At 64.8% G+C, this 16,725-nt stretch carries 17 protein-coding genes; 4 read left to right on the top strand and 13 right to left on the bottom strand.

Features of this window, described 5'->3' with window-relative positions; genetic code table 11:
* Positions 1-24 precede the first annotated feature (24 nt).
* The 3 genes from FME97_RS00155 to serB are packed head-to-tail and all read right to left on the bottom strand — an operon-like array spanning position 25 to position 2,784.
* A complete protein-coding gene (locus FME97_RS00155; RefSeq protein WP_141427410.1) occupies positions 25-819 on the bottom strand; it encodes a DUF5689 domain-containing protein in 795 nt (264 codons plus the stop codon).
* Positions 794-1,564 carry a DUF5689 domain-containing protein gene (locus tag FME97_RS00150; RefSeq protein WP_141427409.1) on the bottom strand — a complete coding sequence of 257 codons (771 nt, stop codon included), beginning with the start codon at positions 1,562-1,564 and terminating at the stop codon, positions 794-796. Before FME97_RS00150 ends, FME97_RS00155 begins: the two co-directional genes overlap by 26 nt.
* The gene (serB, locus tag FME97_RS00145; RefSeq protein ID WP_141427407.1) at positions 1,561-2,784 is read right to left on the bottom strand and encodes a phosphoserine phosphatase SerB; all 1,224 of its coding nucleotides are present in this window, start codon (positions 2,782-2,784) and stop codon (positions 1,561-1,563) included. Before serB ends, FME97_RS00150 begins: the two co-directional genes overlap by 4 nt.
* 106 nt (positions 2,785-2,890) lie before the next feature.
* Between serB and FME97_RS00140 the strand changes: the two genes are divergently transcribed.
* From FME97_RS00140 to FME97_RS00130, 3 genes are all read left to right on the top strand, one after another.
* Complete coding sequence (locus FME97_RS00140; protein WP_141427406.1) at positions 2,891-3,829, top strand: mechanosensitive ion channel family protein; 939 nt, start codon at positions 2,891-2,893, stop codon at positions 3,827-3,829.
* 27 nt (positions 3,830-3,856) lie between these two features.
* The gene (locus FME97_RS00135) at positions 3,857-4,261 is read left to right on the top strand and encodes a DUF5606 family protein (RefSeq protein WP_141427404.1); all 405 of its coding nucleotides are present in this window, start codon (positions 3,857-3,859) and stop codon (positions 4,259-4,261) included.
* Positions 4,262-4,347: 86 nt separating this feature from the next.
* Positions 4,348-4,836: a methylglyoxal synthase gene (locus tag FME97_RS00130; protein WP_141427403.1), complete on the top strand. Its 489-nt coding sequence runs from the start codon at positions 4,348-4,350 to the stop codon at positions 4,834-4,836.
* A gap of 57 nt (positions 4,837-4,893) precedes the next feature.
* Here the strand turns inward: FME97_RS00130 and dusB are convergent, their stop codons facing one another.
* Both dusB and FME97_RS00120 read right to left on the bottom strand, forming a co-directional pair.
* On the bottom strand, positions 4,894-5,916 hold the full coding sequence (gene dusB, locus FME97_RS00125; RefSeq protein WP_141427401.1) for a tRNA dihydrouridine synthase DusB: 1,023 nt from the start codon (positions 5,914-5,916) through the stop codon (positions 4,894-4,896).
* Complete coding sequence (locus FME97_RS00120; protein ID WP_141427398.1) at positions 5,913-7,199, bottom strand: hemolysin family protein; 1,287 nt, start codon at positions 7,197-7,199, stop codon at positions 5,913-5,915. Before FME97_RS00120 ends, dusB begins: the two co-directional genes overlap by 4 nt.
* Before the next feature lie 209 nt (positions 7,200-7,408).
* Between FME97_RS00120 and argS the strand changes: the two genes are divergently transcribed.
* Positions 7,409-9,199, top strand: coding sequence for an arginine--tRNA ligase (gene argS / locus FME97_RS00115; protein ID WP_141427397.1), 1,791 nt, complete (start codon positions 7,409-7,411; stop codon positions 9,197-9,199).
* 141 nt (positions 9,200-9,340) lie between these two features.
* Here the strand turns inward: argS and hisIE are convergent, their stop codons facing one another.
* The 8 genes from hisIE to hisG are packed head-to-tail and all read right to left on the bottom strand — an operon-like array spanning position 9,341 to position 16,381.
* Positions 9,341-9,961, bottom strand: a complete 621-nt coding sequence (gene hisIE, locus FME97_RS00110; RefSeq protein WP_141427395.1) for a bifunctional phosphoribosyl-AMP cyclohydrolase/phosphoribosyl-ATP diphosphatase HisIE — start codon at positions 9,959-9,961, stop codon at positions 9,341-9,343.
* A 16-nt stretch (positions 9,962-9,977) separates the two neighbouring features.
* On the bottom strand, positions 9,978-10,730 hold the full coding sequence (gene hisF / locus FME97_RS00105; RefSeq protein ID WP_141427393.1) for an imidazole glycerol phosphate synthase subunit HisF: 753 nt from the start codon (positions 10,728-10,730) through the stop codon (positions 9,978-9,980).
* The gene (gene hisA, locus FME97_RS00100; RefSeq protein WP_141427392.1) at positions 10,712-11,440 is read right to left on the bottom strand and encodes a 1-(5-phosphoribosyl)-5-[(5-phosphoribosylamino)methylideneamino]imidazole-4-carboxamide isomerase; all 729 of its coding nucleotides are present in this window, start codon (positions 11,438-11,440) and stop codon (positions 10,712-10,714) included. The genes hisF and hisA overlap by 19 nt, the downstream gene beginning before the upstream one ends.
* A gap of 13 nt (positions 11,441-11,453) precedes the next feature.
* Complete coding sequence (hisH, locus tag FME97_RS00095; RefSeq protein ID WP_141427390.1) at positions 11,454-12,053, bottom strand: imidazole glycerol phosphate synthase subunit HisH; 600 nt, start codon at positions 12,051-12,053, stop codon at positions 11,454-11,456.
* Positions 12,050-13,177 carry a bifunctional histidinol-phosphatase/imidazoleglycerol-phosphate dehydratase HisB gene (gene hisB / locus FME97_RS00090; RefSeq protein ID WP_141427388.1) on the bottom strand — a complete coding sequence of 376 codons (1,128 nt, stop codon included), beginning with the start codon at positions 13,175-13,177 and terminating at the stop codon, positions 12,050-12,052. Before hisB ends, hisH begins: the two co-directional genes overlap by 4 nt.
* Positions 13,174-14,223 (bottom strand): histidinol-phosphate transaminase, encoded by a 1,050-nt coding sequence (gene hisC / locus FME97_RS00085; protein WP_141427386.1) that lies wholly within the window; start codon positions 14,221-14,223, stop codon positions 13,174-13,176. Before hisC ends, hisB begins: the two co-directional genes overlap by 4 nt.
* On the bottom strand, positions 14,220-15,512 hold the full coding sequence (gene hisD, locus FME97_RS00080; RefSeq protein WP_141427385.1) for a histidinol dehydrogenase: 1,293 nt from the start codon (positions 15,510-15,512) through the stop codon (positions 14,220-14,222). Before hisD ends, hisC begins: the two co-directional genes overlap by 4 nt.
* Positions 15,513-15,529: 17 nt before the next feature.
* The gene (hisG, locus tag FME97_RS00075) at positions 15,530-16,381 is read right to left on the bottom strand and encodes an ATP phosphoribosyltransferase (protein ID WP_141427383.1); all 852 of its coding nucleotides are present in this window, start codon (positions 16,379-16,381) and stop codon (positions 15,530-15,532) included.
* Between the last annotated feature and the right edge of the window lie 344 nt (positions 16,382-16,725).

The raw sequence follows: 16,725 nt of genomic DNA, 5'->3' as shown, positions 1-16,725 counted from the left end.
TATTCGCCGGCCCCGTCCCTCACGTCAGAGACCGTTCTCCGGAAACAGGATGTCGCGGTTGGTGACGCGCAGCGTGTATTTTCCGTCGAAATAGTCGATTACGCCGTATATCGAGCCCGTGCCCGCCGGTACGGGCTCTTTAGCGTAGGTGCAGGTCCCGGCGGTTCGCACGGGCAGGGTGTGCCCCTCGTCGTCGGCGAGCGTACGCTCGGTGGTCACGCTCCGGCCCGTCTGCGGGTCGGTGTCGCACCATTTCGCGCCCGCCTGCGGAAAATGCACGCCGTCGATCCGGACGCGGGTGTCGATATGCCGTTCCGCGATCCGGTCGATCGTGACGGCTTCGGCCCGCAGCCCCTCGTCCGCCTCCGGCATCCGGATACTGACGTAGCGGGCGAAATCCTCCGCCGGAATACGGCCTGCGCCGCTGCCTTCGGGGGCGACCCCGATCTGGATCTTCCCGCCGTAGTCGCACAGCACGAGACCGTGGCAACGCAGCGTCGCCACGTAGCCGAACGGACAGACGTCCGCCACCGATTCGAGGTTTGCGGCGACGGTGATTCCGCCCGTCGCATCCTCGATCACCAGCGATTTGGTGAATTCGCCGTAGCGGTCGTTCGCCGCGACGTAGCCCTGCACCGTGATCTCCTGCGTCACGACGATGCTGTTCCTTCCGTCGCAGAGCGACTTGAGATAGGCCACGGAGTTCGTCGCCCGCTGCTCCTCGCGGGGCGCGGGATGCGTGGCCTCGTCGCATCCGGCAGCGAGCGCCGCCGCGCATACGGCGAGCAGCGCTTCAAAGTGTCCGGCAGTCCGTCTCATCGCGCAGTTTGAGTATGTAACGGCCTCCGCCCGTCTCGTCGCGCTGGAGAATCCCTGTGAGCGACACCTGCCCCGCGGGCACTTCCTCGTCCGCGAAACGCGCATAGGTACGGACGTAGGTGTAGATTTCCGCGCCCTCGTCGTCGGCGAAGCGTTTGTATCCGGACCAGGTCGAACCCGAAAGGTCTTCGGGACGGTAGATAAGGCGGTCGATACGCACCAGCGTTCCGCAGCGATCCGGCGTCAGCTCCGCGATCCGGAGCCTCGCGGGTTCGAGTTCCCGCAACGTCTCTCCGTGACGGATCAGCGCGGCGTCGAGCGCGGGCTTCGATCCGATGTAATCCGTCGCATAGCCGCTTCCGGGGTCGGGCAGCCGTCCGGCTTGCAGTACGCCGCGGCTTTCGCCCACGGCGAGCCCTTCGAGCCGCAGCGTCACGCGGCAGCCCGCGGGGTAGTCGTTATGAAGCTGGTCTATGCCTGCCATGACCTCGATCGCCGCATTCCCGTCCTCGATGCAGAGGGAGCGGTAGAAGTTGCGCGCCCGGTCGCTGCTCGTCACCGTGCCTTCGACCGTGATGTCGCCCGTCACGGGGAAGGTCTCCCCGGCGTAGAGTGCGCGCAGCGCGGCGATGGTTTCGGTCCGCGGGGGCGGCTGCGCGCCGTCGTCCGGCTCCCCGAACGAGGAGTCGCAGCAGCCCGCCGCCAGCGACAGCAGCGCTCCGAGAACCGTTGCACGCCGTATCATTGCTCGATGCGCGAATCCTTGAGTCCGAGGAAATAGAGGATGCCGTCCAGTCCGATCGTCGAGATCGACTGCCGGGCCGTGGCCTTCACCTTGGGCTTGGCGTGGAAGGCGATCCCCAGTCCCGCGAGGCTGAGCATCGGCAGGTCGTTGGCCCCGTCGCCCACGGCCACCGCCTGCGCGAGGTTGATCTCCTCGAACTGACACAGCAGACGCAGCAGCTCGGCCTTGCGGCGTCCGTCCACGATTTCGCCCGCGTAACGGCCCGTCAGGCGTCCGTTCTCGACCTCCAGCTCGTTGGCGTAAACGTAGTCGAAGCCGTACCTCTGCCGCAGGTAGTTGCCGAAATAGGTGAATCCGCCCGAAAGGATCGCCGTCTTGTAGCCCACGCGCTTGAGAATGGTCATCATGCGTTCCAGTCCCTCGGTGATGGGCAGCGAGCGGGCGATCTCCTCCATCACCGCGACGTCCAGCCCCCTGAGCAGCGCCACACGCTGGGTGAAACTCTCGCGGAAGTCGATTTCGCCCCGCATGGCGCGTTCGGTGATTTCGCGCACCTCGGCTCCGACGCCGGCCCGGTCGGCCAGCTCGTCGATCACTTCGGTCTCGATGAGCGTCGAATCCATGTCGAAGCAGATCAGCCTCCGGCTGCGGCGGTAGATGTCGTCGCGCTGGAACGAGACGTCGAGCCCCAGCTCCGAGAGATTCATGAACCGCTCCTGCATCGCGGCGCGCTCCTCGTCGGTGAGCGACCCGCGCACCGAAAGCTCGATGCACGACCGCGCCGTGCGGTCGTCCTCGCGCAGGGGTACGCGCCCTGTCAGGCGTTTGATGGCGTCGATGTTGAGCCCGTGTTCGGCCACGGTTTTCGTCACCTCGGCGATGTGGCGCGCCGTCACGGTGCGTCCCAGCAGCGTGATGATGTAGCGGTTCTTGCCCTGCCGGCTCACCCAGTCCTCGTAGCGGCGTTCGGCGATCGGGGCGAATCGGATCATCACGCCCAGCTCCGAGGCTTTGAACAGCAACTCCTTCATGATGTTGCCCGACTTGTCGGCCGTGGTCCGTATCAGGATGCCGAGCGTCAGCGACTGGTGGATGTTGGCCTGGCCGATGTCGAGGATGAAGGCGTCGTAGCGCGCCAGAATCTCGGTCAGCGACGAGGTCATGCCGGGCTTGTCCTCCCCGGATATGTTGATCTGAATGATTTCTACGTCGTTTCGCATCTTCGGTGGTGTATTTCGGTCCTCTTCTGCAAGAATATGGACAAAGTTAATAAACTTCTCTTTTTTTTGGCTATTTTTGCATGGCAAACTTCTAAGGAACGGAATTATGAATTTTCTCGACGGCATCCTGTTCGCCCTTTTCGCCGAGGCGGACAAGTCGGCTCCCCTGATGGTCCCCGACAGCGTGCAGAAGGCCAATTTCGCCGAAACGGTCCGCAAGCTGGCCAACCTCGACGTGGACCAACTGCTGCAAAACCTGCTCTCCGAGTCGGTGTGGATTCTCATCAAGGTCCTCATCGCGCTGGCTATCTACTTCGTCGGACGCTGGATCGTGCGGCGGATCATACACCTTCTCGATGCCGTCTGCGAGCGGCGCAGGGTGGACGTGTCGCTGCGTTCGTTCCTCCGCAATACGGTCCGCGTGGTCTTCACGCTGTTGCTGGTGCTCATCGTGGTCTCCACGCTGGGCGTGAACGTCACGTCGCTCATCGCCGTCTTCTCGGCCGCCACGCTGGCTATCGGCATGGCCCTGAGCGGTACGGCGCAGAACTTCGCCGGCGGGGTGATGATCCTGCTGATGAAGCCCTACCGCATCGGCGACTACATTTCGGCGCAGGGACAGTCGGGCACGGTCCGCGAGATCAAGCTCTTCTCGACGGTCATCACGACCGTGGACAACCAGACGATCTACATTCCCAACAACTCCATCGCCACGGCCATCATCGACAACTATTCGACGGCCGACGTGCGCCGCGTGGACTGGACCGTGGGCATTTCCTACGGCGACGACGTGGACACGGCCCGCAGGACCATCCTCGGCATGCTTGCGGCCGATCCCCGCGTGTTGCGCGAACCGGCCGAGCCGGTGGTGTGGGTCTCGGCGCTGGCCGACAGCTCGGTGAACCTCACCGTGCGCGTGTGGACGAAGAACACCGATTTCTGGGACGTCTTTTTCGAGTACAACGAGCGGTTCTACAAGGAGCTGCCAGCCGCGGGAATCAACTTCCCCTTCCCGCAGATGGACGTGCATGTGAAGAACGAATAACCTTAACCCAAAGATATTCATACGATTATGGAACTGAAAGAGATTCTGGCCATTTCGGGGCAGCCCGGACTTTATAAATATGTGGCGCAGTCCACGCGCGGCGTGATCGTCGAGTCGCTGCTCGACGGCCGGCGCATGAACGCCGCGGCGAACGCCCGTGTGAGCGCCCTCTCGGAGATTTCGATGTTCACCGAGGGCGACGACATTCCGCTCGCCGAGGTGTTCACCCGCCTCTACGCCCATACGGGCGGGAAGGAGGCCGTCAGCCCCAAGGAGGCTCCCGAGAAGCTCAGGGCCTTCTTCGCCGAGGTACTCCCCGAGTACGACCGCGACAGGGTGCATGTCTCGGACATGAAGAAGTGCTTCGCGTGGTTCAACATCCTCATTGGAGCCGGTTTCACGGAATTCCGTCTTCCCGCCGAGGAGGAGTAGCGGACCTATGCCCGGCCTCTCGTAAGGGGGCCGGTTTTTTACGGAAACGGGAGGGTCCGCGGACCCTTTCATGAAGAAACGACGATATGGAACAGAAGATCAAAGCGCTGGCTCTGGTGGCCCACGACAACATGAAGCGCGACCTGGCCGAATGGGTCGATTGGAACTGCGCGAAACTCAGTCCGCACCATCTGATATGCACCGGTACGACGGGCAAGATGGTCGAGAAGACGCTCCGCGATCACCGCAGGGAGCACGACGAGGCCGACGGACCGCATCCCGACCTGCGCATTACGCTGCTCAAGTCGGGCCCGCTGGGCGGCGATCAGCAGCTCGGATCGCTCATCGCCGACGGCAGGATCAACGCGCTGATTTTTTTCTGGGACCCCATGTCGGCTCAGCCGCACGATGTCGATGTCAAGGCGCTGCTGCGCCTGGCGACGCTCTACAACGTTCCCACGGCCATCAACCGCTCTTCGGCCGACTTCCTGATCTCCTCGCCGCTGTTCGAGGATGACGGCTACGAGCCGGTGGTCAAAGATTACAAGGCTTATATCGAGCGCGTGCTGAAGTAGCGGCATGAATACGGCCGTTACCGCCGCCTCTCCCTGTCTGGCTGCGGTTCCCCGCTGTCAGAGGTCGTGCGACAGCGGCGCGGGGACCGTGCCCGAGAGGTCGAAGTCTCCCCAGCGCTCGGCGATGAAGTCGAGCGTGGAGTAGAGTTCGTCGGGATCGAGCGACGTCACGAGTTTGAGGCGCGTGGCCTTGAAATCGGGCAGCCCCTTGAAGTAGTTGGTCAGGTGGCGGCGCATTTCCAGAATCCCCACGTGCGGGCCTTTGACCTCGAGCGACTTGCCCAGGTGCTCCCGGGCGATCTCCACCCGCTCCGCGACCGACGGCTGGGGCAGCACCTCGCCCGTCCGGAGGAAGTGCTTCACCTCGCGGAAGATCCACGGCCGGCCGTAGGTCGCGCGGCCGATCATCACGCCGTCCACGCCGTAGCGTTCGAACATTTCGGCCGCCTTCGGTCCCGAATCCACGTCGCCGTTGCCGATGATCGGAATGCGTATCTGCGGGTTGTTCTTCACCCGGCCGATCAGCGTCCAGTCCGCTTCGCCTCGGTACATCTGTGCGCGCGTGCGGCCGTGAATCGTCAGCGCGGCGATGCCCGTGTCCTGCAGGCGGAGGGCGATCTCCTCGATATTTTTCGACTCGTCGTCCCATCCGAGGCGTGTTTTCACCGTCACGGGTTTGTTCACCGCCCCGACGATCCGCCGCGTCATTTCGACCATCAGCGGCACGTCGCGCATCATGCCCGATCCGGCTCCCCGTCCGGCGATCTTCTTCACCGGGCAGCCGAAGTTGATGTCGATGATGTCCGGCCCGGCCGCTTCGGCCATCCGCGCCGCCTCGACCATCGGTTCGACGAGGTGGCCGTAAATCTGGATGCCCACGGGGCGTTCCGCCTCGTCGATCTCGAGCTTGCGGAGCGATTTGGCCGCGTCGCGGATCAGACCGTCCGAGGAGATGAACTCCGTGTAAACCACGTCGGCCCCGAACCGTTTGCACATGTAACGGAACGACGGGTCCGTCACGTCCTCCATCGGAGCCAGCAGAAGCGGCTTCTCGCCCAATTCGATGTCCGCTATTTTCATACCTCTTGTGCCGGGTCTTCCGGGATGCGCGTGATGAGTATTTTGTCGATGCGTGCGCCGTCCATGTCCACGATCTCGAATCCGAAACCGCCCCATTGCAGCCGCTCTCCGGTTGTCGGGATGTGCTTCAGTTGATCGAGGATCAGGCCGCTGACGGTGTTGTAGGCGTTGGTGGGGTGCTCCTCCTCGGCACCGAAGTGGAGCAGGAAGTCGTAGAACGGGCATTGCCCGTCCACCAGGCAACTGCCGTCCTCGCGCGGAACGATGTCCGGCTCCTCGCTCTGCTCGGGCAGCTCGCCCACGAGCGCCTCGAAGATGTCGCGCAAGGTGATGATGCCGCGCGTCACGCCGAATTCGTCGCAGATGATGCCGTATCCCAACTGTTCGTTGCGCAACTGTTCGAGGGCATTGTAAACCTCGAAACCCTCGTGGAAGAACTTGGCCGGCTCGATCAGCGCGCGCAGGTCGAACCCTTCGTCGGGGAGGTGTACGAACAGGTCCTTTAGGTAAACCACGCCGAGCAGTCTGTCGAGCGTTCCGTCTCCCACCGGGTAGCGGTTGTGCGGCTCGGCGGCGACCTTCTCGCGGATCTGCTGCGCGCTCATCGCCGCGTCGAGCCACACCATTTCGCTGCGGTGGGTCATGATCGACTCCACCGTGCGGTCGCCCAGCGAGAAGACCCGGCCGACGATCTGCTGTTCGACCTGCTGCACCTCGCCGTCCTCGGCCCCCTCCTGGATGATCGAGCGGATTTCCGCCTCGGTGACCTTCGTTTCGGCCTCGCGCAGTCCGAGCAGGCGGGTCACGCCTGCCGTGCTCTTGGAGAGCAGCCAGACGAACGGCGAGGCCGCGGCCGCGAGCAGCCGCATCGGGCGGGCCATGATCTTGGCCATGCGTTCGGCGGCGTTCATGCCGATCCGTTTGGGAACCAGCTCGCCGAAGATGAGCGTGAGGTAGGTGACGACGATGACGATGGCGAACTGCGCCGCGAGGGTGGCCGTGGCGATCGGAATACCCAGCCGCGCCAGCTCCGCGCCCGCCTTGCCGGCCAGCGCATCGCCCGAGTAGATACCCGTGAGGATGCCGATCAGCGTGATGCCGATCTGGATGGTCGAGAGGAACCGGTCCGGGTCCCGGGCGAGTTTGAGCGCCTGCCGCGCCGACGCGCTGCCCTGCCGGGCCTGCATTTCGAGGTTCGAACGGCGCGCCGAGATGAAGGCGATTTCCGACATGGCGAACAGGCCGTTCAGCAGGATCAGTAACAGAATGATCAGTATTTCCATCTGACGAGTGTTGGTCGTTTTCCGGCGGCGGACGGCGGCGGTTCCGAAGGGACGGATACGGCCCGGCCGGGGCCTGCCGCCCGCATCGCGCGGGTTATTTTCCGCAAAGATAGGCAATGTTTTCCGATATTGGGGAGATTCCCGCCCCCGGGAATTGATTATTCGTCGAAAATCGCTAAATTTGCAGGCGAAAAATCGCAGAGCACACAATGAATATCGAAACCTTTATCTCGGATGCGGTCCGCCGTTCGGTGGAGGCGCTTTACGGCGAGCTTTCGGGCGAGCAGTTGCAGATTCAGAAAACCCGCAGGGAATTCGAGGGCGACTATACCCTCGTGACCTTTCCGCTGCTGCGCCGCAGCCGCAAGTCGCCCGAGGCCACTGCGACCGAGATAGGCGAATACATGACGGCCCACGTGCCGGAGATCGCGTCGTTCAACGTCATCAAGGGATTCCTGAACCTCTCGCTCGACGGCGCGTTCTGGGCGGCCCGCTTCGAGGAGATCGCCGCCGACGACCATTTCGGCCAGGCTGCGCCGACGGGTCGCACCGTGATGATCGAGTACTCGTCGCCCAACACCAACAAGCCGTTGCACCTGGGCCATATCCGCAATAACCTGCTGGGCTACTCCGTGGCGCAGATCCTCGCGGCCAACGGCCACACGGTCATCAAGGCCAACCTGGTGAACGACCGCGGCATCCATATCTGCAAGTCGATGCTGGCGTGGAAACTCTACGGCGGCGGCGAGACCCCCGCCTCGTCGGGCATGAAGGGCGACCACCTCGTAGGCAAGTACTACGTCGAGTTCGACAAGCACTACAAGGAGCAGGTCAGGGAACTCGTGGCCGCCGGGCAGTCGGAGGACGAGGCCAAGCGGAATGCGCCGATCATGCGCGAGGCGCAGGAGATGTTGCGCCGCTGGGAGGCGAAGGATCCGGAGGTCTATTCGCTCTGGGAGACGATGAACGGTTGGGTTTACGAGGGCTTCGACGTGACCTACAAGGCATTGGGGGTCGATTTCGACAAGGTTTACTACGAGTCGCAGACCTACCTGCTGGGCAAGTCGCTCGTCGAGGAGGGCCTTGTCAAGGGCGTCTTCTACCGCCGCCCGGACAATTCGGTGTGGATCGACCTCACGGGCGACGGGCTGGACGAGAAGCTGCTGCTGCGCGGCGACGGCACGTCGGTTTACATGACGCAGGACCTCGGTACGGCCTACCGCCGTTTCGAGGACAACCGGCTCGACGACATGATCTATGTCGTGGGCAACGAGCAGAACTACCACTTCCAGGTGTTGAAACTGGTTCTCAAGAAGCTGGGCTACGCCGAGTGGAGCGATCATATCACGCACCTCTCCTACGGTATGGTCGAGCTGCCCGAGGGCAAGATGAAGTCGCGCGAGGGCACGGTGGTCGATGCCGACGACCTGATCGCCGCGATGGTGCAGACCGCGCGCGAGATGTCGGCCGAACTGGGCAAGCTGGACGGCTGCACGGAGGAGGAGGCCGATGCCGTTTCGGCGATGGTGGGCCTCGGGGCGCTGAAGTACTTCATCCTCAAGGTCGATCCCAGGAAGACGATGCTCTTCGACCCGCGCGAGTCGATCGACTTCAACGGCAATACGGGCCCTTTCATCCAGTACACCCATGCACGCATCCGTTCCGTGCTGCGCAAGGCCGCCGAGGCGGGCATCGGTCTTGAGGGCGACGGCGACGGAGCCGCCGCGGACTACCTGCCGGAGGAGATCGCCCTCGTCAAATCGCTGACGGAATACCCTGCCGTGGTGAAGGCCGCGGGCGACAGTTTCGCCCCTTCGATCGTCGGAGCCTATGTTTACGAACTGGCCAAGACCTTCAACGGCTACTACCACGATCATTCGATTCTCCGGGAGGAGAACCCCGCCGTGCGCCGGATGCGTCTGCGGCTGGCCGGGCAGGTCGCCCGCGTCATTCGCAGCGGCATGCGCCTGCTGGGCATCGACGTCCCCGAACGCATGTGATCGGACCGCTTCCGGGGACGCGAACGAACGCCCCTGCCGTGCAATGCGGCAGGGGCGTTTTTCGTCCGGCTGCGGGCCTTTCCGGGGCCGTTTGGCGTTCGGGTCTTTCCGGTCCGTCCTTCCGATTCCGGCGGGCGTTCTTCAGGCATGTCTGCGCGCCAGTTCCTTCTCGAGGTCCGCGATCGAGCACCCGGTGGCTTCGAGCAGCACGAGCAGGTGGTATATGAGGTCCGAGGCTTCGTAGATCATCGCCTCGCGATTCTTCGCTACGGCCTCGATCACCGTCTCCACGGCCTCCTCGCCGACCTTCTGGGCGATCTTGTTCACACCGCGCGTGAAGAGTTTCGAGGTGTAGGAGCCTTCGGGCATTTCGGCGTGCCGGCCGCGGATGACGCTTTGCAGGTAGCGGATGAACCCTTCCGTTTCGGGCAGGGCCGCTCCGAAACAGCTTTTCGACCCCGTATGGCAGGTCGGGCCGTGGGGGATGACCCTTATGAGCAGCGTGTCGTTGTCGCAGTCCGCCGCCACGGAAACGATGTCGAGCCAGTTGCCGCTCGTCTCGCCCTTCGTCCAAAGGCGGCGGCGCGTGCGGCTGTAAAAGGTGACGCGTCCTTCGGCGAGGCTTTTCTCATAGGCTTCGCGGTTCATGTAGCCCAGCATGAGCACCTGCAGGGTGCGGTCGTCCTGAATGACGGCGGGAACGAGCCCGTCGGGGAGCTTTTCGGCATCGAGTTCCGAAAAGGGTTTCGCTGTGATTTTCATGTTTTCTCTGTTTTGTTTATAGTCTGACGTTTATATTCATTTTCCTCAACTCGCGCTTGAGGACGGGAATCGGGATTTCCCCGTAGTGGAAGATGCTGGCCGCCAGTGCCGCGTCGGCTCTGCCGCGCGTCAGCACGTCGGCGATATGCCCGACGCATCCCGCGCCGCCCGAGGCGATGACCGGGATCGGCAGTTCGGCCAGTCGGGCGAACAGGTCGCACGGATAGCCGTTCCGCGTGCCGTCGTGGTCCATCGAGGTGAAGAGAATCTCTCCGGCGCCCCGGTCGGCGACCTCCCGGGCCCATTCGAACAGTTCGCGTTCCGTGGCCCGCTTGCCGCCGTGGGTCGTCACCTGCCAGCGTTCGCCGGTCTTCCGGGCGTCGATCGCCGCCACGACGAACTGCGACCCGTACCGGGCCGCCAGCAGGTCGATGAGCGCCGGATTCGCGACGGCCGCGCTGTTGAGCGACACCTTGTCCGCTCCGGCGTCGAGCAGCCGGGCGGCGTCTTCGGCCGACGCGATGCCGCCCCCGACGGTGAAAGGGATGTCGATCCGCGCGGCGATGCGCGATACCAGTCCCGTGAAGGTGCGGCGTCCCTCCTCCGAGGCGCTGATGTCGAGATACACCAGTTCGTCGGCCCCTTCGGCGGCGTATTTCGCCCCCAGCTCCACGGGGTCCCCGACCTGCCGCAGTGCGGTGAAGTTGATTCCCTTGACGGTCTGGCCGTCGCGGATGTCGAGGCAGGGGATTATGCGTTTGGCGAGCATGGTCCGGGTTTTTCGAGGGTGATGCGGCCTTCGTAGAGGGCTTTGCCGACGATGACGCTGCGCAGCCCTTCGCGCTCCAGCCGCGCGATGTCGTCCGGCGACGAGACGCCGCCGCTGACGGTGATTTCGACCTGCGGGAACCGCCTCTGCAGGTCGGCGTAGAGGGCGACTGCCGGGCCGCAGAGCATTCCGTCGCGCGAGATGTCCGTGCAGACGACCTGCCTGAGCCCCGCCGGCAGGAACGTTTCGATCAGCTCGGGCGCCGTGCGTTCCGAACGCTCCGTCCAGCCCTGGATCGCCACGACGCCGTCGCGGACGTCGGCCCCGAGGATCAGGCGTTCGGGGCCGAACTCCGCGATCCACCGGGCGAACAGCTCCGGTTCGCGCACCGCGACGCTACCGCAGACGGCCCGGCGCGCCCCGGCGTCGAAGACGCTGCGCAGCGCTGCGCGGCTCTTGATGCCGCCGCCGTACTGCACCTCGAGCGAGGTTTTCGCGGCGATGCGTTCCAATACCGCCAGGTTTTGCGGTTCGGCGGCCTTCGCGCCGTCGAGATCGACCATGTGTAGGCGGCGTGCGCCCGCCTCTTCGAAGCGCAGCGCCGCTTCGAGCGGGTCGCGGTAGTAGGTTTTCCGGCTCGTATAGTCGCCTTGCGTGAGGCGGACGCAGCGGCCGCCGATGAGGTCCGTTGCGGGAATCATTTCGATCATGCGTAAAGTCGTTTCATTTCATGTTCAGAAAATTGCGAAGTATGCGCGCACCCGTCTCCCCGCTCTTTTCGGGGTGGAACTGCACGCCGAAGAAGTTGCCGCACGCGAGTGCCGCGCTGAACGGCCCGCCGTAGTCGGTCACGGCGACGGTCTCCGCGCAGGGTTCCGCGGCGAACGAGTGTACGTAATAGACATACGCCCCCTCGTCCAGCCCGTCGAACAGCGGCGACCGCAGGCCGGAGAGCGTGTCCCAGCCCACGTGGGGGACCTTGATCCGTCCGCCGTCCGGCGCGGCGGCGGGCAGCCGCCGCACCCGTGCCGGGAAGATGCCCATGCAGCGGGTGTCGCCCTCCTCGCTCGAAAGGCACATGAGCTGCATCCCGATGCAGATGCCCAGCACGGGCTGCGCGAGCGAGGGAATCACCCGGTCGAGCTCCCGTTCGCGGAGCCTTTGCATGGCGGACGATGCCTCGCCGACTCCGGGGAGGATCACCCTTTCCGCTTCGCGCAGCAGCCTTTGGTCGGCCGTGAGGCGGAACTCCGCGCCTGCACGTCGCAGCGCTTCGGCCACCGAGCGCAGGTTACCCGTATCGTAATCGACCACCGCTATCATAGGACTCCTTTGCTGCTGGGTATGTCGTATCCGAATCCCTGCCGGGCCACGGCCATCCGCAGGGCGCGGGCGAAGGCCTTGAAGATCGCTTCGGCCTTGTGGTGTTCGTTTCCGCCGCGGGCCGCGATCTGGAGGTTGCACCGCGCGGCGCAGCAGAGCGAGCGGAAGAAGTGGCTGAACAGTTCGGTGGGCATGTCGCCGATGCGTTCGCGGCGGAATTCCGCGTCCCATTCGAAGTCGATGCGTCCGCCGAAGTCGAGGAGCACCAGCGCCCGGCAGTCGTCCATCGGCAGGGCGAATCCGTAGCGTGCGATGCCCGCCTTGGAGCCCAGCGCGCGGTCGATCGCCTCGCCCAGCGCGATGGCCACGTCCTCCGCCGTGTGGTGTTCGTCCACGTCGAGGTCGCCCCGGGCCTCCACGTCCAGCGCCACGCCGCCGTGGTGGACGATCTGTTCGAGCATGTGGTCCAGAAAACGCAGCCCCGTCGAGATCCGGCAGCCGGACGCCCCGCGTCCGTCGAGGTCGAGGCGCACGGCGATCCGCGTCTCGCGCGTTTCGCGCCGTACCTCGACCCGCCGCTCTCCGCGGCGGATGTACTCGGCGATCTCCTCCCACGAGTCGGTGACGAGTGCGCAGGCCTCCGCGGCCCCCGCTTCGCGCAGCAGCCGTTCGCCCTCCCCGCGCGGGGCGAGCAGGATGCCCCGCGCCCCGAGGTTGCGGGCCAGCAGGATGTCGGTCGCGCGGTCGCCGATGACGTAGCTCGCGGCCAGGTCGTATCCGCCGCCGAGGTAGTTGCCGAACAGGCCCGTGCGGGGCTTTCGCGTGGGGGCTCCGTCGCGCTCGAACGTGCGGTCGATCAACTGGTCGGCGAATTCGATCCCTTCGCCGCGGAGCGTCGAGAGCATCTTTTCGTGTGCGGGCAGGAACGCCGCTTCGGGAAAGGCGTCGGTTCCCAGCCCGTCCTGATTCGAGGCCAGCACCAGCTCGAAATCGAGCCCGGCGAGGGCCTTCAGCGCCGAGATGGCGCCGGGTACGAACTCCAGCTTCCCGAGGCTGTCGATCTGCTGGTCCGCGGGTTCGGCGACGATCGTGCCGTCGCGGTCGATGAAGAGGGCTTTTTTCATGGTCTGAAATTTTTGACGGTTTCGATGAGCCGGGCGTTCTCCCCGGGGGTTCCGACGGTGATGCGCAGGCATCCGGCGCATCCCGGGATGCGCGAGCGGTTGCGGACGATGATGCCCGCTCCGATCAGGGTGTCGTAGAGACGGTCCGGGTCCGGCGTGCGTACCAGCAGGAAGTTGGCCTCGGAGGGGTAGACGCGTTCGATGCAGGCGGCCCCGGCGAGGGCTTCGGCCACGGCGGCGCGTTCGCTGCGGATCAGGGCGGTCTGCCCGGCGATGTCCCATGCGAGCCGTTCGGAGGCCGCCTCCTGTGCGAGGGTGTTGATGTTGTAGGGGTATTTGACCCTTGCGAAAAGTTCCGCGACGGGTTCCGAGGCGAAGGCCAGCCCGAGACGCAGGCCCGCCATGCCCCAGGCTTTCGAGCAGGTCTGCAGGACGATCAGGTTCGGAAACTCCGCGAGGCGCGGCAGGAATCCCGGTCCGTCGGCGAAGTCGATGTAGGCTTCGTCGAGCACCACCATCCCGTCGAATCCGGCGAGCAGTCGTTCGATCTCCCCTTCGGGAAAGGCGTTGCCCGTGGGGTTGTTCGGCGAGCAGAGCCACAGGAGTTTCGTGCGCTCGTCCGCAGCGGCGAGCAGCGCCTCGACCGGCAGCGAGAACCCCTCGCCGAGCGGCACTTCGCGCAGCTCCACGTCGTTCGTGTCGGCCGCCACGCGGTACATGCCGTAAGTGGGGGAGATCGACACGGCGTTGTCGCGTCCCGGGACGCAGAAGATACGGTAGGCCAGGTCGATCGCCTCGTCGCTGCCGTTGCCGAGGAAAATCCGCTCCTCGCCGATGCCTTTCAGCGCGGCGATCTGCCGCTTGAGCCGCCGCTGGTGCGGGTCGGGGTAGCGGTTGATGCCGTTCTCGAAGGGATTTTCATTGGCGTCGAGCCAGGTCTGGACGGCACTCCCGGCGCATTCGCCTCCGGCGTACTCGTCGCGGGCCGTGGAGTAGGGGCGCAATGCCCGGATGTTGGGGCGCACCAACTCTTCGAGGGGTCTCATAGCGCACCTCCTTTCATCCGGATGCGCACCGCTGCGGCGTGTGCCCCGAGCCCTTCGGCTTCGGCCATGGCGACGATCGTCGGCGCGAGACGCCCGAGCCCTTCGCGCGTGAGCTCCTGATAGGTGATCTTGCGCAGGAATGCGTCGGTGTTCACGCCGCTGCAGGCCCTCGCCCAGCCGCCCGTGGGCAGCGTGTGGTTCGTTCCCGAGGCGTAGTCCCCGGCGCTTTCGGGCGACCAGGGACCTACGAACACGCTGCCCGCGGCGATCCGCCCGGCGGCCTCCCACGGGTCGCGCATCGCCACGATCAGGTGCTCGGGGGCGTAGGCGTCGGCGAAGGCGATGCGCTCCTCCCGGTCGCCGAGCACCACGATCCGGCTCGTGCGGAGCGCCTCGCGGATGACCGCTCCCCGTCCGAGGCGCTGCAATTGCTCTTCGACGGCGAGTTGCACGCGCCGCGCGAAGGTTTCGGAGGCGCAGACCAGCATGGCCTGACTGTCGCCCCCGTGCTCGGCCTGCGAGAGGAGGTCGGCGGCGGCGAAGGCGGGCGATGCGTCGTCGTCGAGGAGCACCAGCACCTCCGAAGGGCCGGCCGGAAGGTCCACGGCCACCGTGTCGCCTGCGACCAGTTGCTTGGCCCGGGTGACATAGCGGTTGCCCGGACCGAAGATCTTGTCCACCCGCGGAATGCTCTCCGTGCCGTAGGCCATGGCGGCCACGGCCTGCGCGCCTCCCACGGCGAATATGCGGTCCACGCCGCAGAGGTCGGCGGCGTAGAGTATCTCCGGGGCGACGGCCCCTTCGCGCGAGGCCGGCGTGCAGAGGATCACCTCTCCGCATCCGGCGACCCGTGCCGGGACGGCGAGCATCAGCACCGTGGAGAAGAGCGGCGCCTGGCCGCCCGGGACGTACAGCCCCACGCGGCGGATCGGCATGGCGCGCTGCATGCAGCGGACACCGGGCATCGTCTCGATGCGCACCTCCTGCGGCAACTGGGCGCGGTGGAAGGCCTCGATGTTGGCTTTGGCCGCGGCGAGCGCCTTTTTCAGGTCGTCGGAGACCGCCTCCGCAGCCTTGCGGCGGATGTCGGCCGGAATTTCGAATGCCTCGGGCGTGCGGCCCTCGATGCGGCGGACGATGCGGCGGAGCGCCTCGTCGCCTCCTTCGCGCACCTGGGCGAGGATGCCGGCGACCTGTTCGGCGATTTCGTCCTCCTGCCGGGTACAGCGTCGGGTGAGGTCCGCCCATTGCGGCCGGGCGGGATTGTCGTAAATCTTCAGTATTTCCATCGTTTCTGCGGTTTGTTTCAGCGGATCATGTTTTCGAGAGAGAGGATCAGGATGCCTTCGGCACCGATGGCCTTGAGCCGCTCGATGCGTTCCCATAGCTGCGCCTTGTCGATCACGGCGTGGATCGAGCACCAGCCCTCCTGGGCCAGCGGCAGCACCGTCGGACTGCGCATGCCGGGCAGTATCCGGATGGCCTCGTCGAGCCGCTCCTGGGGCAGGTTCATCAGCACGTATTTCATGTCGCGGCTGTCGAGGATCGAATTGAAGCGGAAGGTGAGCTGCCCGACCTCCGTGCGTTTCGCCCGGTCGAGGTCGGGTGCGGCGATGAGCACCGCCTCCGAGAAGAAGACCTTCTCGACCTCCGTAAGACCGTTCGAGATGAGCGTGCCGCCCGACGATACGATGTCGAAGATGGCGTCGGACATGCCCACGGCCGGGGCGATTTCTACCGAGCCTTCGATGGTGTGGATGTCGGCCTCGATTCCCTTTTCCGCGAAATAGCGGGCGAGGATGTTGGGGTAGGAGGTCGCCACGCGCTTGCCGCGGAAGAAGTCGGGCCCTTCGTAGTCCGCCGTCCGAGGGACGGCCAGCGAGAGGCGGCAGCCTCCGAAGCCGAGGTCCATGAGCTGTTCGACCGCGAAGCCCTTTTCGGCCACCTCGTTCAGCCCCACGATGCCCAGATCGGCGACCCCCATCGAGACGGCCTGCGGGATGTCGTCGTCGCGCAGGTAGAGGACTTCGAGCGGAAACCCTTCCGCACGGGAAATCAGTTTGCGTTTGCTCTCGGCGACCCGGATACCCGCTTCGGAGAGCAGTTCGAGGCTCTGTTCATTGAGCCGGCCTTTGGCCTGGATGGCGATTTTCAGCATGTTCTTTCGGTGTTTTTAGGACACTCTCCGGCGGCGATGAACAAAAAAAGAGCTCATCCCGCAGAGGGTGAGCTCGTGTGTATTGTGTACGGATTGATTCGGTCTATCTGCGATACATATACATAGTCGTCTGCCCCTTTGCCGGATTGCGGAAATGGTGGTGATGACGATGGATATGGTTGCGGTTAATCATTTATACAAATGTAGGGATTTTTCCGGAAAATGCAAAATTCCGGGCCGGAAAATCGTATCCGGATGTCTTTTTCCCGGTTTCCCGGCCCGGATTCCGGAGGGGATCGGTGCGGCTGTCGCGGCCGCGAGGCCTTTCCCGGGTCCGGCCGCCG

Origin of the sequence: Alistipes dispar, from assembly GCF_006542685.1 — a bacterium.
GTDB classification, from domain to species: domain Bacteria; phylum Bacteroidota; class Bacteroidia; order Bacteroidales; family Rikenellaceae; genus Alistipes; species Alistipes dispar.
The sequence above is the reverse complement of the archived record's forward strand: the minus strand, read 5'-3'. Positions and strand labels throughout refer to the sequence as shown.

Excerpts from the sequence above, each read along its gene's own strand:
- FME97_RS00155 (WP_141427410.1), bottom strand. The coding sequence starts at position 819 with ATGAGACGGACTGCCGGACACTTTGAAGCGCTGCTCGCCGTATGCGCG.
- FME97_RS00150 (WP_141427409.1), bottom strand. The coding sequence starts at position 1,564 with ATGATACGGCGTGCAACGGTTCTCGGAGCGCTGCTGTCGCTGGCGGCG.
- serB (WP_141427407.1), bottom strand. The coding sequence starts at position 2,784 with ATGCGAAACGACGTAGAAATCATTCAGATCAACATATCCGGGGAGGAC.
- FME97_RS00140 (WP_141427406.1), top strand. The coding sequence starts at position 2,891 with ATGAATTTTCTCGACGGCATCCTGTTCGCCCTTTTCGCCGAGGCGGAC.
- FME97_RS00135 (WP_141427404.1), top strand. The coding sequence starts at position 3,857 with ATGGAACTGAAAGAGATTCTGGCCATTTCGGGGCAGCCCGGACTTTAT.
- FME97_RS00130 (WP_141427403.1), top strand. The coding sequence starts at position 4,348 with ATGGAACAGAAGATCAAAGCGCTGGCTCTGGTGGCCCACGACAACATG.
- dusB (WP_141427401.1), bottom strand. The coding sequence starts at position 5,916 with ATGAAAATAGCGGACATCGAATTGGGCGAGAAGCCGCTTCTGCTGGCT.
- FME97_RS00120 (WP_141427398.1), bottom strand. The coding sequence starts at position 7,199 with ATGGAAATACTGATCATTCTGTTACTGATCCTGCTGAACGGCCTGTTC.
- argS (WP_141427397.1), top strand. The coding sequence starts at position 7,409 with ATGAATATCGAAACCTTTATCTCGGATGCGGTCCGCCGTTCGGTGGAG.
- hisIE (WP_141427395.1), bottom strand. The coding sequence starts at position 9,961 with ATGAAAATCACAGCGAAACCCTTTTCGGAACTCGATGCCGAAAAGCTC.
- hisF (WP_141427393.1), bottom strand. The coding sequence starts at position 10,730 with ATGCTCGCCAAACGCATAATCCCCTGCCTCGACATCCGCGACGGCCAG.
- hisA (WP_141427392.1), bottom strand. The coding sequence starts at position 11,440 with ATGATCGAAATGATTCCCGCAACGGACCTCATCGGCGGCCGCTGCGTC.
- hisH (WP_141427390.1), bottom strand. The coding sequence starts at position 12,053 with ATGATAGCGGTGGTCGATTACGATACGGGTAACCTGCGCTCGGTGGCC.
- hisB (WP_141427388.1), bottom strand. The coding sequence starts at position 13,177 with ATGAAAAAAGCCCTCTTCATCGACCGCGACGGCACGATCGTCGCCGAA.
- hisC (WP_141427386.1), bottom strand. The coding sequence starts at position 14,223 with ATGAGACCCCTCGAAGAGTTGGTGCGCCCCAACATCCGGGCATTGCGC.
- hisD (WP_141427385.1), bottom strand. The coding sequence starts at position 15,512 with ATGGAAATACTGAAGATTTACGACAATCCCGCCCGGCCGCAATGGGCG.
- hisG (WP_141427383.1), bottom strand. The coding sequence starts at position 16,381 with ATGCTGAAAATCGCCATCCAGGCCAAAGGCCGGCTCAATGAACAGAGC.